The sequence below is a fragment of the Clostridium thailandense genome, assembly GCF_019207025.1.
In the GTDB taxonomy this organism is placed as follows: domain Bacteria; phylum Bacillota; class Clostridia; order Clostridiales; family Clostridiaceae; genus Clostridium_AM; species Clostridium_AM thailandense.
In genome coordinates, this window is sequence record NZ_JAEEGC010000002.1 from 1 (window position 1) to 15,021 (window position 15,021).

A 15,021-nucleotide genomic window follows, 5' to 3' on the forward strand; every position below is an offset into this window, starting at 1 on the left:
TCTGGTATGGGTATCTATATTATTTAAAATTAAAATATTTAGATGAAATTGAAAACCGCATCAGATTTCTCTAATACGGCACTCGATTTAATAATTATATAATAAAATTATTCTTTTGCCTCTTCTTCAGCAGGCTCTTTTATTTCTTTAGTTGCTAATTTAGTTATAGTTGCATATACTTCATTTTCTTTCTCATGTATTTTTATTTGCTTGTCCAAATCAAAATCCTCTGAAGTAATTATATCTCCCAAATTTTTTTGTGATACATCAACATTTAAGACTTCAGGCACTAAGCTTATCTTTGATAAAACATCTACTTCTGATTTATGCATCTGAAGTCGTAGCTGTCTTTTTCCTAAAGCTACTTCTCCTTTAAATATAATAGGAATTTGTAATTTTACTTCATGATCCTTGGAAACAAGTTGTACATCTAAGTGGATAATCTTATTTGAAACTGGATGTCTCTGAATTTCTTTTATAAATCCAAATTTCTTATTATTCTCGCACTTAATCCATAATTTTACATTTGAACCGTGTTTATCAAGAATCTTCTTTAAAGTCGTTTCTTCAAATGTTACTGAATCCGCTTCAGCAACATTATCACCATAAACTACACCTGGTATAAAACCCTCTTTTCTAATTTTTTTACTCTTTACTGTTCTTTTAACAGCATTTAAAACTATAGGTTCCAAAATAAATCACTCCTCTTGGCATTAATTAAGCCATTCTTAATTTTGTCCAATCGCTAGCATCCGTAAGAGTTTTTTAAGCAGTTTTATCAATAACAAATTAAACTACTTTAAGCTCCGCTTCTATTACTAGAAGAGTAAGTGGTTCGCACCAAATCAAATTGTTGTGTTCTCTACTTATGCGGTAACGTTAGTGATTTAAACATACAACTATATTATAACACTTTTTCCCATTCACAGCACTCTTATCTTAGTTAGATTTTAATTCATAAGCTTATATATTACTATATTTATGTAATTTTTGACGACTTGCTAATCAAATGGTAAAATAGTGCTTGGTATGTAATAATACAAAAAATTTATAACTTTTGAAAGGATTGCTAATATGAAAAAAATAAGTACTAAGATCATAATAACTATTATAATTTGCTGCATTACCTTATCTTCAATTTTAGGAACCGTTTCAATAATTTCAGGAAGAATATTCATAAATAAAGAGGCTATGGACAAGCTTGTATATATGTCCAAAAGCATAGCTGGAGATTTAAACGAAAAACTTAAATCTTCAGAAAATGACGTAAACTATTTATATTCTAATGTTCTGAATACCTTTGATACGGAGCAATTAAAATCTGATTCAAAATACGTGGATAATTACAAAAATTCATTAGTATCAACCATAAAAAATTATTCAGTAGGTTCTAAATCATATTCATCTATCTATTTTCTTCTGAATCCAGACTTAACTGGTATGGCTGCTGATGTAAATTTTACTGATGTTAAAGGCACTGGTAGCTTTGAAATACAGCCAGAGTTAACAAAAGAAAAATATGATTCTAAAAATAAAAATATGCAATGGTACTATGAAAGCATAAAAAATAAAAATGGAACTTGGTCCATTCCACATACTTCATTTATTATTAACTCAGATGTAATTACATATTCAAGACCTATATTCAAAAACAATGTACTTGTCGGTGTAGTTGGTGTAGATTTAAAACTTAATTACATTAAGAGTTTAATAAATAGTATTAAAGTATATGACACAGGTTACGCTTCGCTATACAATGAAAAGTACGATTATTTAGTACACCCTGATTTTACATATAAAGACAACTTAGCTACAGTTAACAATGGTGGCTATAAAAATATTTATGATCAAATAAATGGAAAAAAGGATGGATTTATTAAATATAAGAGCAAAAATGGACAATACAAACTTCTAGCTTATACAAAACTTTCAAATGGATGGATTTTAACTGTTGCACCTCCTATATCTGAGGTCCTTAGCGGTATGAATAAGCTAATGATAACAATTTCTGCTATCATTATAGCAGGGATAGTTTTATCCATAATTGCAGCATTATATCTAGGCCGAAAAATTTCAGAACCAATTAAAACCGCTACAGAACTTATAAATGCTATATCACAATTTGATCTTTCTTCAAGTATAGATAAAAAGGCAGAGAAATTCTCTAAAAGCAAGGATGAGTTAGGTATTATGATTAATGCTGTACTCAATTTAAAACGAAATCTAATTAATGTTGTTCTTAATTTACAAAATAGCTCTAGCCAGATTTTTAAGTACTCTGAAAGTCTGTCAACGAATACTAATGATACTTTAACATATATAAGCAATGTTTCTGATGCAATGTCAGATCTAGCAAGCAGCACAACAGAACATGCTGAATTTTCTCAGGATAGCTTAGAGAAAATTAAAAGTTTAGCTGAGGATATACAAATTGCTCTACAAAGTTCTAGCTCGGTAAAAGAATCTCATAGCAACGTTAAACAAATGAGTAGTAATGGCTCTCGATCCTTAGATACTCTTACAGAGAAATTTAAAATAAATAGTGATGTAACAAATAAACTATCTACTATTATTGATAATCTCGATAGTAAATCTGGTTCTATAGATAATATAGTAAGTACTATTAATAGTGTTGCAGAGCAAACAAATTTGCTGGCACTTAACGCAGCTATTGAAGCAGCTAGAGCTGGTGAATATGGTAAAGGTTTTGCTGTAGTAGCCGAGGAGATACGCCATTTAGCAGAACAAAGCACAGATTACACAAAGGAAATAGCTGGTATTGTAAATGAAATACAGCAAGAAATAAGTTTTGCAAAGAATACTATGGACACCGGTATAGATGCTGTAGATAAAGCTAATACCTCAATAGTTGAAACAGAGAACTCTTTTGATCTAATAATGGATTCTATACAAAATAGCTTAGAACATATAAGTAATTTATCAGAGAATATTAAGAATGTAGATGAAAATAAGGAAAAAGCTATAGTTTCCATTGAAAAGATATCTGCTATATCAGAGGAATCTGCTAGTTCTGCTGAAGAAGTAGCTGCAATGGTTAAAGAACAAACTAATGCTATGAACTCTATTTCAGGCACAGCTAAAGAGCTTAATGAATTAGCCGTTAAAATGGATGAAATAGTGGAAATGTTTAAATTAGATTCTACATCATAAATTCTAACTTTAAAATTCTAGAAGTTTTTATGTATTTTTTTACTGTGCATTCTGGCTTGGAAGGCTTTGCCTTCCAGGTCTACTTTTTAAAACAATATAGTTCATGTGTAAATCTTTTAGTCTATCTTTATTCCTAATTAAATTTTTTCCAAGATTACTAAATATATAATAAGATTAGAAATTCGTAATATACTATTAATAGTCTTTGTATAGATAAATTTGTATTCACTTTATCATTTTAAATTTTGAATTTTAAGACAAGATCTTTTAGATGTTCTGTACTCTTTTTCACATTATCAGCTTCATTTTTTACATTTTTTGCTACATCTCTTATATTTGCTACTCTATGCGCTATGTTGCTTGCTCCATCTGCCCCTTCATTGTTACTCTTAGAAATTTCATTGATTGACTCTGATACAGTTTTTACTGATGCTAATAATTCTTCAGAGGTAGAACTTAGATCAGTAACTAAACATTTTATATACGCGGCATCTTTCTCATAATTTTCTCCTAAAATAGCTGACTCTTTATAGCTATCCATAACTTTTATTTCTATATAATTTAAAGTTTGCTTAGAAGTATTTACAAGATCATTTACAGCTTCAAATACACCATCTACTATATTCTGCATCTCGCTTACAGTTGCTCCAGAATCCTCGGCCAATTTTTTTATCTGCTCTGCAACTACAGAAAAGCCTCTTCCTGCTTCTCCAGCTCTAGCCGATTCAATTGCAGCATTTAATGCCAAAAGGTTAGTTTGTGAAGATATTCTTAAAATTGCACTTGTTAAAGCCTTAATTTTTTCTACCTCTTTTATCTTCTCCAGAGCTTTGTCCATCGAAACTTTAACTTTAACATGGTTTTCCTTTGCTTCATTCTGAAGCTTGATCGAACTGTGCTTTAAATTTAAAGCTTTCTTGCTTATTTCATATGCAGATAACGCTCCTTCCTGAGCTTTGCCTGATATAACTTCCACTGCAAATTTTATTTCTTCTGAAGTAGAATTTATTTCACAAGTTGCCGAAGCAGTTTCCTCTATTCCTGCTGACAATTGTTCTACAGAAGAAGAAGCTTCCTCTAGTTCACAAGCAAGCTCTTCGATACTATTATTTGAAACTAACACTGAATTGTTTACGTATTGTGTTTCTTCTACAATAGCTTGTATGATTTTCTTTATAGAATATTGCATTTCACTAGTTGCTCTTATTATATCTCCTAGTTCATCTTTTAAAGTTAACCATTTATCAGGTACAGTATTGCTAAGATCACCAGATGCAATTCTTTGTATATGATTTCTTAAAAATGCTAAAGAGTTAGTAATATTTTTTATAATAAAGATGCAAAGAACTACTATGACTATAATGATAAAAAAAGCCATTAAACTCAACATAATAAGATCATGTTTAATTATATTATTAGTATTTTTTTCAATGTCTAAGTTTTTAATATTGGCAGATTCTACAACTTTATCAATGTTTTTTCTATGTTCAGTATATAATTTTTCCAATTTGTTATCTACTATATATTTTGCTTTTTTCTTTTCTCCATTTCTTATACATGGAACGAATTCGTTATTGAAAATTTCAAAATATTCTTTAGCTGGTTTATATGAATCTTCTATCATTATTTTTTTCATACTATCTTCGGGTAAATCATTAACCCAAACTTGATGACGTCCATTGTAATTTTCTTCTAATTTTCCTTCATATTTAATCAATCTTTCAATTTTATTATTGTCATTTTCGTTTAATAATTCTAACGTTGTAAGATGCGACTCTATTATATATTCTGGAGGTGGAAGAATATCTGCAACAAGATCTTTTCCTGTAATTATTTGTTTGTAAATTTTTCCACTAATTTTTATATCAGTGATAATCTTACTTGAATAGACCCCAAAAACCGAAAATCCTAAAATAAAAATAATAACTAATAATAACAACTTGTATACAACTCTCATTTTTTTGAACATAATTTCACTCTCCTAATTTTGTTCTTTGCGTACATTTCTTTATTTAAGCAAAGATAAATAAATTAAATTTATCATTTGTCAAATAATTTAACAATTTAATAATTTAAAAGCATTTTATTTAATATTTTATCACTTATTTTCTTTGTTTTCTATACTTTTAATAAGCGAAAATATGCTTTTGGTGTATTTTTTAAAAAAGTTAAGATGCACATGTACTTTAAGTCTTGATTAATTAGATTTCAAGGAAATTAGTCAATATCTAGATTTACCGGGAAGCACTCTTACCAGCACAATTGACAGGCTTGAAAAACGTAACTTAGTTAAACGTGTCATAAGCAAAAAAATCGACGTTCTTATGAACTAGAATTGACACAGGAGAGCATTAAAATAAGTTCACTACACGAAGCTGCTTAAAAAGAGTTATGGCAAAAAGTGCTTGGGGAATTAAATGAGGATAGTGAAAGAGATACACTAATTGAGTTGTTAAATAAAATATGTAAAGGAATAGAATGATTGGAGGCGCAGAGATGAACAGAGCTATTGTTATAGGTGCCACATCAGGTATAGGAAGAGAAACAGCTAAAAAATTAGCTAAAAATGGATATGCAGTTGGACTAACTGGGAGAAGAAAAGATCGCCTTATGAAGCTTCGCCGATCTATAACAACTAATACCTTCATAAAAGTAATTGACGTTTGTAAAACTAATGAAGCAATTGAACTTTTAAAAGAACTTATAGATGAAATGGGTGGTTTAGATTTAATTGTCATCTGCTCAGGCATTGTGAGACCAAATTATGAACTTAATTGGGACAAGGAAAAAGAAAAATATATATTTCTAGAAGATGACGTATTCTAGCTTGGCTCATTAATATGCTTCCTGAAAGATATAGAGTAAAATAAAAGGTGTGTTTCCCACACCTTTTTTATCCTTCTTGCTGAAATTCAAAAGTAATATAATGCAATTGCAATATCCTAGCTTATACTTATTGCTAATTAGATTTTTCCCTAAAGTTACAAGATACATAATTTAAGATATCTTTTCGAAGTTCATACTGTTCCTGATATATTCTTGAATTGTTGACATTCTGACTATAGGTATTAATAATTTTCAAATTGCTGATAAGTGCTTTTTTTAAGTCCTTTATATCATCAATTGCATATGCAGCTATAATACAATTAGTCAGTACAGCACCTCCTGAAACTTCTAGTGTAACCGCTTCACTTTGCATAACATCTGCTTTAATCTGATTCCACAGGTGATCTCTACTGCCACCTTCAGTTATAGTTATTCTGTTTATTTCAATACCAGCATTTCGATAGTCATTGGTAATCTCCATATAATCATAGGCAATGGCCTCTAGAACAGCTCTCCATAAAACGAACTGATCTGTATCTAAAGTCATATTCAAAAAACAACCTTTCACCTTTGAAAATTCGCCATATCCACCAGTTAAGTATGGCAAAAAGACCACTTCATTGCATCCTGGTTCAACCTTTTCTGCTTTTTTGCTTAACAGCTTATAATAGCTGTCGTCATCAGATTTTTGACAAAGATTATCCTTAAACCAACGCAGCGCCAAGCCTCCAGTTCTAACAAATCCCCAATAAAAATATGTATTTTCTAAAGTACCACTATTAAAAATTAACCCACTTCCTTTTCGACTAAGCTCTGGAATAATTCCATTTGTAGAAACGCAGAACATAGCACAGGTTCCAGCAACATCTACAGCCTTGTTTGCTTCAAGTATTCCACTTCCTAGCATTGATTGCATTGTGTCACCTGCACCTGCACAAATTGGTATACCAGCAGGGCATCCTGTTTCTTTGGCAGCATCTTCTGATAAGGTACCAATAATATCCCAGGGCTTTATAATTTTAGGCATATAACTTTTATCTATACATAAGATATCAAGCTGTTCATTAGACCATTTCTTTTCATATATGCGATATCCAAGCCCCCATCCAGACATCGCTCCCCAGTCAATAAAGGCATCATCGCTCTCTAAACCTGCAAGATTCATCAGAATATAAGGAGCATTATGAACAAACTTTTTCCCTCTTTTCTGAAACTCCTCGCTATTTGCTAAAATCCATCTTGCATGTAATGCTGGAAACATACAGCTCGGATCAGCATTACCTGTTTCTCTTCCCCAAATATCAAGATCCAATTTTTCAAGATGTTCAACATCATTCTGTGTTCTTGAATCTAGATAATTTATATAAGGTGTAATTGCCTTTCCATTCTTGTCTATACCGACAATCCCACAAATAATTCCATCTCCCATAATTGCTCTAATTAAGCTTGAATCAATTCCTTTATTTTTCAACTGTTCTATACACTGTTTTATCCCAAGCTTTGTAAGAGAAAGATATTCATCCGCATCCATCTCAACCCATCCTGGATTCGGATATTTTAAAGTTGTGTGATTTGATGATTTTGCTACACATTTCATATTTTTATCATACACAGCCACCTTTACACTCTGAGTGCCTGCATCAAAACCAAGATAATAATGTTTCATCCTCTGCTCTTAGCAAGGGCTTATTAGTCCCCCACTAAAATTCACCTCTTTCTTTGCTCTGCTATTTTTATCTACTATTTAATCAATTAAAATTATATAAAACATCTTTAGAGCTTATCTTTAGACTACTAAAAAAATATTTAACGGCGTGAAAGTTGATATTATAGATACTTGTACCAGACATTTAACTTATATGCCAGAGAATAAGCTAATTGTCGGCCGTATTTCTCTACAGTTTTTTAGCAAAATAACCCCTAGGTTTTCCTAGGGGATTGTAAACAGAATAAACATATTATCTGATTTAAAGATATATACATTGTTCATTCACCTTCTTTCATCCAGACTATACTGTCGGCTTCGGAATCTAACCGAATCTGCCTTATGGCTTGCGGGCTGTACCGCCGATAGGGAATTTCACCCAACCCCGAAGGATACTTTATATAACTTTATCATTAATATAGCATTGTAATTTTTCTTTGTCAACCTTTACAACGCACTTGCACTTTATAATCAATTGTTTTTAATATATAATTAAATAATAGTATTCTAAATACAATGTCATAAATCAAAATACATTAGAGGTGATTATTAATGGATAAAATCAAACTAGGAAGAACAAATTTAATGGTATCCAGAAGCGGCTTCGGCGCTTTACCTATTCAAAGAGTCTCCTTTGAAGAATCTAAAAAAATTTTACTTAAGGCTTATGAAAATGGAATAAACTTTTTCGATACTGCACGAATGTACACTGATAGTGAAGAAAAAATAGGCTATGCTCTTTCTGAAGTAAGAAAAGATATTATTATAGCAACAAAAAGTCATGCTAAAGATAAAAAATCCCTATTAGACAGTTTACAAACAAGCCTTAAAAATTTAAAAACAGATTACATAGACATATTTCAACTTCATAATCCAGATGAGCTGCCTAATTCTAAAGATCCAGAAAGCATATATAGTGGACTTTTAGAGGCAAAGAAAAAAGGATTAATTCGATTTATAGGTATTACAAATCATAAAATAAGTAATGCTCTAAATGCCGCAGACTCAGGTTTGTATGATACTATACAATTTCCTTTAAGCTCTTTATCTGCAGATACTGACTTAAAGCTTATTAAAGAATGTAAAAAGAGAGATATTGGGGTTATTGCCATGAAAGCATTATCTGGTGGCCTTATAACTAATGTTGCTTCTACATTTACTTTTTTAAGGCAATTTGATAACGTAGTACCAATATGGGGTATTCAAAGAGAATCTGAACTAGATGAGTTTCTTTCCTTAGAAAAAAATCCACCACTATTAGACGAAGCTATGTGGGACATTATTAACAAGGATCGTACTGAACTAGCAGGAGATTTCTGCCGCGGCTGCGGATATTGTATGCCTTGTCCCGCTGGAATTGAAATTCCGACTTCCGCTAGAATAACGCTTTTGCTTGGAAGATCTCCTTTTAAGCCTTTCCTTAGCGATGAATTTAAAGAAAAAATGAACCTTATAAATGATTGTATGGAATGTGGTCAATGTAAAAGTCATTGTCCTTATAAGCTAGATACCCCAAATCTTTTAAAGAAAGAACTCAAAAACTATGAAGAGTTTTATGCTAAACATAAATAATAAAATATATATTAATCTCTTCTATATTTTTAGGCTGTCTTTGAAAAAAGACAGTCTAATCTCATATTAATATCCCAAAATAAAGCTTTCCAGAATTAAATGAATCAATGAAAAATTCAGCTTCATATAATTAAAGTTTTACATTTGAAAAATATTGAAAATTTGTATTTTTTACATAAATACTGTTTTACTGTCACACAAAATAGATGATTTAAATGCCCAAATATCTAAATTCAAAGTATAATATATTTATATTTAATAGAAAACATATCTAAAGCAAAATGCAAAATTTAAATTATCATAATTATGCTTTTTTTCTTCTAGATAATGTTGTATAATATAAATTAAAAATAGTCAATAATTAATATCAATTAATAACTTATACTAAATATTATATATAAAATGAACACTTACTTTTTTAGGAGGGATATTATGAAATTGTTTGGTAATTTAAAAATGAAGCAAAAATTATTATCGGGATTTTTATTTGCTGCACTATTTGTTTTGGTTACAGGTATAATTGGTGGAATTGGTATGAGAAGGATGAATGCAGTATCAAATGAATTATATAATTATGATTTAAAAACACTGAAAAATCTGGATGAATTTGATGCAAATACAATGCATTTGAGGCTTGAAATAATAAATCTTGTAGAAAGCAGGGATAGTACTAAAACCCAATCAGTAATAGATATTAGCAATAAGTATAGGGATAGAAATAATGAACTTTTAAATGAATATAAAAAATCCAACTTAACTTCTGAGGAAAAAAGATTAGTAGGCGAATTAGACAATGATTTAAAGGATTGGAGAAAAATTTCTGATAACATATTAACTCTTATGTCTCAAAGTAAATATGATGAGGCAATGGAATTGAATAAAGAATCCGCATCTTATAGAAGTAAATTAACTACAACAATTGAAAAGCTAGTTAACATTACTGTAAAACAGGCAGATGATAGTAATGCATCAAGTCATATGATCTATAAGAACTCTCTTTTAATCATGATTTCTGTTGCTCTAATAAGTTTCATTATATCAACATTATTAGGTACCAAAATTACTAATTCTTCAATGAAAGAGATTAATAAGATTTTGAAATTCAGTGAAGACCTAAGTAATGGGATTCTAAATAAACCAATAAAACTTGAAAGTAAAGATGAAATAGGCTTTATAGCTCAAAAGCTTAATGATGCAAACGATAGCATAAAGGCTTTGATAAAAGAAATAATATCCAGTACTGAACATATGAATTCTTCAAGTCAGGAATTATCTGCAACTTCAGAAGAAATTGCTTCAATGATGTCTTCAGTAAATGAATCAACGGATCAAATAGCTAAAAGCTCTCAAAATTTAAGCAGTGTTACAGAAGAAATAAGTGCATCAACTCAAGAAATAAGCGGAAGCATAACTAGACTTTCTAATAAAGCCAATGAAGCTACAGAGTCTTCAGAAGAAATTAAAAAGCGTGCAATTAACATAAAAGAAAAGGCTTCTAAAAGTTTAAATGAAAGTACTGTCATATATGATGAAAAGAGAAAAAATATTCTAAAGGCAATTGAAGATGGTAAAGTTGTTTCTGAAGTTAAAATTATGGCTGCATCTATTGCAAGTATAGCAGAGCAGACAAATCTTCTTGCACTCAATGCAGCTATTGAAGCAGCAAGAGCAGGAGAACAAGGTAGAGGTTTTGCTGTTGTAGCAGATGAAGTTAGAAAATTATCAGAAGAATCCTCAAAATCCGTTGAGAATATAAATAAAATGGTACTTGAGATAGAAAAAGCCTTTAACAATATATCTAAAAGTGGTAATGAAATACTTAATTACATAGCAACTGTAGTTACACCTGATTACCAGCTGCTTATAGATACAGGAATTCAATATGAAAAAGATGCTGAATTTGTAAATGATATGTCAAATGATATAAGTGACTCTTTAAAACAAATAAAAGAGATAATTTCACAAGTAAGTGCAGCAATTGACGATGCAGCTTCCACTGCAGAGCAATCAGCATCTGGTTCTGACGAGATACTTGGAAGTGTGAATGAAGTTACTAAAGCAATTGAAGATATAGCTCAATCCTCACAAAATCAGGCTGAACTTTCACAAAAAGTTGCAAATATTATAAATAAATTCGTTGTTTAGCAGCTCTAACATATGCAATAAATAAAAAGCGTGAAGTATATTCTTTCCCTTCACGCTTTTAACTTATATATAAACGATGCTTGTCTCAATTACTAATCGTAGTCAAAAGGTAGTTTTACTGTGAAAATTGCACCAGATGGTTTATTATTCTCCACTACCAATTGACCATTATGCTTATTTACTACAATGTCATAGGCAACACTTAACCCCAGCCCTGTACCTTCTCCAACATCTTTCGTAGTAAAAAATGGATTAAAAATTCTATTCATTATCTCAGGTCTTATACCAGGTCCATTATCGACAACGCGACATATAACATATTTATCATCATTAGAGGTTTCTATGGTTACTTTTCCACCTTTCTCTAAATAACTTATTTTAACAAATTGAAAAGCATTTGTCATTATATTTATTAAGACCTGTGAAATCATACCACGACTGCAGCTTACCATTGGGATATCCTTAAAATTTTTTTCTACAGTTATCTTGCCCTTATATTCACTACTTGTTATTAATAAAACTTCTTCAATAATACTATTTAGGTCATTAAGCTTTATATTGGGTTCAAATTCTATTTCGGCAAAATTTCTAAGAACTCTAACAATTTCCGCTGCTTTATCTACTCCATCTTTAGATTCGTCAATTAATCCATCCAAATCCTCTAGGACAAAATCAAGATGAACTGATTTCTCTTCATTTTTTATTTTATCAACAGCATTTTTAATATCTCCATTTTCTATACCTAAAGCATTCATTTGTGAAATTAAATCATGGTACATTGTAATAATATCCTTAACTTTTTCAATATCCTTTTTAAAAACCTCAAAATTGCTGGAAACATACCCCAGAGGCGTATTGAGTTCATGGGCTATACCAGCTGCAAGCTCTCCTACTGCAACTATTTTTTCCTTTTGAGTTATATAAAATTGAGTTTCCCTCAAAGTTTTATTTGCTTCTGATAATTTTTTATTTTTAGAGGAAACCATTTTGAAAGCACCTTCTAGGGACTCCTTATAAAATATTTCCCTAATAGAGGCTTTTATTCTAGCAATAAACTCAGTAGAATCAATAGGTTTATTTATAAAATCACTTGCTCCAAGCTCAAAACACTGCTTTAGAATACTCTTGTCCCTTAAAGAAGTTAGCATTATGACATTAGTGTTTTTATATTTATCACTGCTTTTTATTATCTTCAGTACTTCTACACCAGATAATCCTGGCATAACAATATCCAAAAGAACAATATCTATATGCATTTTATCTAAAATACTAATAGCTTCCTCACCAGAATTAGCTAGAACAATACTACACTGAATATGATTTTCAATAAGCATATCTTGAGCAATATTAAGGTTTAATTTACTATCATCCACAATTAGTATATCCAAACTTATCCTCTCCCTTATTAATTTTAAACACATTTAAAATTTAAGGAAATACATTCATTTTCTAAATCGATATTGCCATTAAAGAAGCTATTAATAACATTTAGTAAATGAACAATTAACCTCGTATTACTGTCACCTTGATTTATAAAGCTATTTTTTGATTTATCTATTTTTAGTATTAACCTATCTATATCTGATTTATAAATATCTACTAACAGCTTACTATCTTCACTGTCCTTGATTATTTGTGCACTTAACTCTGAAATTATTAATAATATTAATCTATAATTTCCCCTAAAGGTTGTATCTTTTTCTATATTTACAAATTCTATTCTTTTATTTAATTTAACACTACATTCATCTATTAGTTTAGTTAAAGTAAATTCTTCAATTTTTGTAGGTTGAGTATTTAAAAAGCCATGAAATATATTATCCGCTATTTCATTAAAGCCCTTTACTTTAGAAGTTATATCATTTCCGGTATTACTCTTAAGCAAGAGTGCCTTATTAAGATTTTGTATATTATCGTATAAAACGCTTACATTATTTATATCCTTTTGAATGTTATTTATTATGTCATTGTTAACCTTCAATATATTTTGATATGCATTGTTCCTACTCACTAAAGTCTTTTTTAGCTCTTCACCTTCTTTTTTGAAGTTATAATACTGTATGCCTTCTCTTATTGCTGGCAGGAACTCTTCATCTACTGACCAAGGTTTAATAATAAATTTTGTTACTCCTACCTGATTTATTGTAGAAAGAATCTGACTCACTTGATTATATCCTGATAAAACCATTCTAATGACATCGGGGTGTCTTTCTTTTATTTTCTTTAATAAAGTTAATCCATCCATTCCAGGCATCTTCATATCAGATACTACTACACAAAATTCATTCTGTTCCATTAACTCTAAAGCTTTTTCACCATTTGCTGCTATAAAAGTTTCAAAATCTTCTTCTAAAGTACTTCTTTTTATCGAATTTAATACCTGTATTTCATCATCTACAAATAAAACCTTGTTTTTCTTCATTTTATTCACCCTCCATCATTACCTCATCAGCAAACTTTTGGCAGGACTCTTCAGTAAATTCTAAGAAATTAAATACATTTCTATCTAGCCTAACATGATATTCTTCTCCCAATAACCTCCAGGCAAAGCAATCAGCAAGGTGCACCATGGCAACTAATTCTTTGTTGATGTCATTGCTTTTAAATGGTTCATCATGATATAAAGCCACTTCTACAATAGGTTGAGGAATTTCCCACCAATTTAGAAGATAAGCCCCTAATTCATTATGAGTAATACCAAAGATCTCTTTTTCTATCTCATAATCAGGAGTATCTTTTTTTAGTTTACTTAGTTTAATAAACTCTGCATACTTTTCAGGATAACTTTGAACTAATATAATCTTTCCTATGTCATGAAGCAAACCTGCTGAAGAATAGTTTTCTAGTATTTTCTCCTTTCGCAATCTTTTATACATCTTCACAAATAATTTATTACATAAACTTGAATGTCTCCAAAGCATCTCTCTATCACTTCCAATATGGCTGCAATTAGTAAAAATGTCTGAAATCAGTATCACATTTTTGACATTAGATAAGCCTATGTTCATTAAAGCAGTTTTTATGGATGCCGTTTTTATACCAAAGAAGGCTGAGTTTACTATATGCAATATTTCAGTTGATATAGCTTGATCATTCTCTATTATTTTTGTAATTTCATCTATATTAAGATTATTTTCTATTGCCCTATTTAATTTTATATAAGTATCTGGCAGTGTAGGTAAATTCTCAATAGTGTTTATAACAGTTAAGAGATTTTTACTGTTTAAAATTTCCTGTGTTTTGAAAATCTCTGCTATAGTTTCTTTAAGTTCATCTCCTTTCCAAGGCTTGAGCATATACATCTTTACAATATTGCTATGAATGGCTTTATATATAATATCTTCATCTGAATATCCACTTAGTATTACTCTTATTATAGATGGATAAAGATTTTTTACTCTCTTAAGCAGCTCATAGCCATCCATTTCAGGCATTTTCATATCACTAACAACTATATCCACTGAATTTTCAGATAAAGTTTTCAAGGCTTCTTTTCCACTTCCTGCAAAAAAAATCTTATAATCACTATCAATAAACATTCTATTAATTGATCTTAATATTTGTCTCTCATCATCAACAAATAAAATAGACTTTCCCATATT

General features: G+C 30.1%; 11 protein-coding genes and 1 riboswitch. Of the genes, 5 read left to right on the top strand and 6 right to left on the bottom strand.

Features of this window, described 5'->3' with window-relative positions; all coding sequences use genetic code 11:
- Positions 1–107 precede the first annotated feature (107 nt).
- Positions 108–692, bottom strand: coding sequence for a 50S ribosomal protein L25 (locus I6U48_RS00145; protein ID WP_218318370.1), 585 nt, complete (start codon positions 690–692; stop codon positions 108–110).
- A gap of 382 nt (positions 693–1,074) precedes the next feature.
- Here I6U48_RS00145 and I6U48_RS00150 point away from each other — a divergent pair, with 382 nt between their 5' ends.
- Entirely contained in the window at positions 1,075–3,171 is a 2,097-nt protein-coding gene (locus I6U48_RS00150) for a methyl-accepting chemotaxis protein (RefSeq protein ID WP_218318371.1), read from the top strand.
- A gap of 238 nt (positions 3,172–3,409) precedes the next feature.
- On the opposite strand, the gene I6U48_RS00155 is transcribed toward I6U48_RS00150, so the two are convergent.
- A complete protein-coding gene (locus I6U48_RS00155) occupies positions 3,410–5,140 on the bottom strand; it encodes a methyl-accepting chemotaxis protein (RefSeq protein ID WP_218318372.1) in 1,731 nt (576 codons plus the stop codon).
- 247 nt (positions 5,141–5,387) lie between these two features.
- On the opposite strand from I6U48_RS00155, the gene I6U48_RS30255 reads away from it, so the two are divergent.
- Positions 5,388–5,504, top strand: a complete 117-nt coding sequence (locus I6U48_RS30255; RefSeq protein WP_312890820.1) for a winged helix DNA-binding protein — start codon at positions 5,388–5,390, stop codon at positions 5,502–5,504.
- A gap of 163 nt (positions 5,505–5,667) precedes the next feature.
- A complete protein-coding gene (locus tag I6U48_RS00160; RefSeq protein WP_218318373.1) occupies positions 5,668–5,997 on the top strand; it encodes an SDR family NAD(P)-dependent oxidoreductase in 330 nt (109 codons plus the stop codon).
- A gap of 133 nt (positions 5,998–6,130) precedes the next feature.
- Here the strand turns inward: I6U48_RS00160 and I6U48_RS00165 are convergent, their stop codons facing one another.
- On the bottom strand, positions 6,131–7,663 hold the full coding sequence (locus I6U48_RS00165; protein ID WP_218318374.1) for an FGGY-family carbohydrate kinase: 1,533 nt from the start codon (positions 7,661–7,663) through the stop codon (positions 6,131–6,133).
- Positions 7,664–7,985: 322 nt separating this feature from the next.
- Positions 7,986–8,099: riboswitch (FMN riboswitch) on the bottom strand.
- Between the two features lie 155 nt (positions 8,100–8,254).
- Here I6U48_RS00165 and I6U48_RS00170 point away from each other — a divergent pair.
- On the top strand, positions 8,255–9,274 hold the full coding sequence (locus tag I6U48_RS00170) for an aldo/keto reductase (protein ID WP_218318375.1): 1,020 nt from the start codon (positions 8,255–8,257) through the stop codon (positions 9,272–9,274).
- A 432-nt stretch (positions 9,275–9,706) separates the two neighbouring features.
- Entirely contained in the window at positions 9,707–11,419 is a 1,713-nt protein-coding gene (locus tag I6U48_RS00175; RefSeq protein WP_218318376.1) for a methyl-accepting chemotaxis protein, read from the top strand.
- Between the two features lie 92 nt (positions 11,420–11,511).
- Here I6U48_RS00175 and I6U48_RS00180 read toward each other — a convergent pair whose 3' ends face one another.
- The 3 genes from I6U48_RS00180 to I6U48_RS00190 are packed head-to-tail and all read right to left on the bottom strand — an operon-like array spanning position 11,512 to position 15,018.
- Positions 11,512–12,807 (bottom strand): hybrid sensor histidine kinase/response regulator, encoded by a 1,296-nt coding sequence (locus tag I6U48_RS00180; protein ID WP_218318377.1) that lies wholly within the window; start codon positions 12,805–12,807, stop codon positions 11,512–11,514.
- A 23-nt stretch (positions 12,808–12,830) separates the two neighbouring features.
- A complete protein-coding gene (locus I6U48_RS00185; protein ID WP_218318378.1) occupies positions 12,831–13,841 on the bottom strand; it encodes a response regulator in 1,011 nt (336 codons plus the stop codon).
- Position 13,842: 1 nt separating this feature from the next.
- Entirely contained in the window at positions 13,843–15,018 is a 1,176-nt protein-coding gene (locus I6U48_RS00190; RefSeq protein WP_218318379.1) for a response regulator, read from the bottom strand.
- Between the last annotated feature and the right edge of the window lie 3 nt (positions 15,019–15,021).

Bases quoted from the DNA above. Each gene is read 5' to 3' on its own strand.
- I6U48_RS00150 (WP_218318371.1), top strand. From the start codon at position 1,075: ATGAAAAAAATAAGTACTAAGATCATAATAACTATTATAATTTGCTGC.
- I6U48_RS00155 (WP_218318372.1), bottom strand. From the start codon at position 5,140: ATGTTCAAAAAAATGAGAGTTGTATACAAGTTGTTATTATTAGTTATT.
- I6U48_RS00160 (WP_218318373.1), top strand. From the start codon at position 5,668: ATGAACAGAGCTATTGTTATAGGTGCCACATCAGGTATAGGAAGAGAA.
- I6U48_RS00165 (WP_218318374.1), bottom strand. From the start codon at position 7,663: ATGAAACATTATTATCTTGGTTTTGATGCAGGCACTCAGAGTGTAAAG.
- I6U48_RS00170 (WP_218318375.1), top strand. From the start codon at position 8,255: ATGGATAAAATCAAACTAGGAAGAACAAATTTAATGGTATCCAGAAGC.
- I6U48_RS00175 (WP_218318376.1), top strand. From the start codon at position 9,707: ATGAAATTGTTTGGTAATTTAAAAATGAAGCAAAAATTATTATCGGGA.
- I6U48_RS00185 (WP_218318378.1), bottom strand. From the start codon at position 13,841: ATGAAGAAAAACAAGGTTTTATTTGTAGATGATGAAATACAGGTATTA.
- I6U48_RS00190 (WP_218318379.1), bottom strand. From the start codon at position 15,018: ATGGGAAAGTCTATTTTATTTGTTGATGATGAGAGACAAATATTAAGA.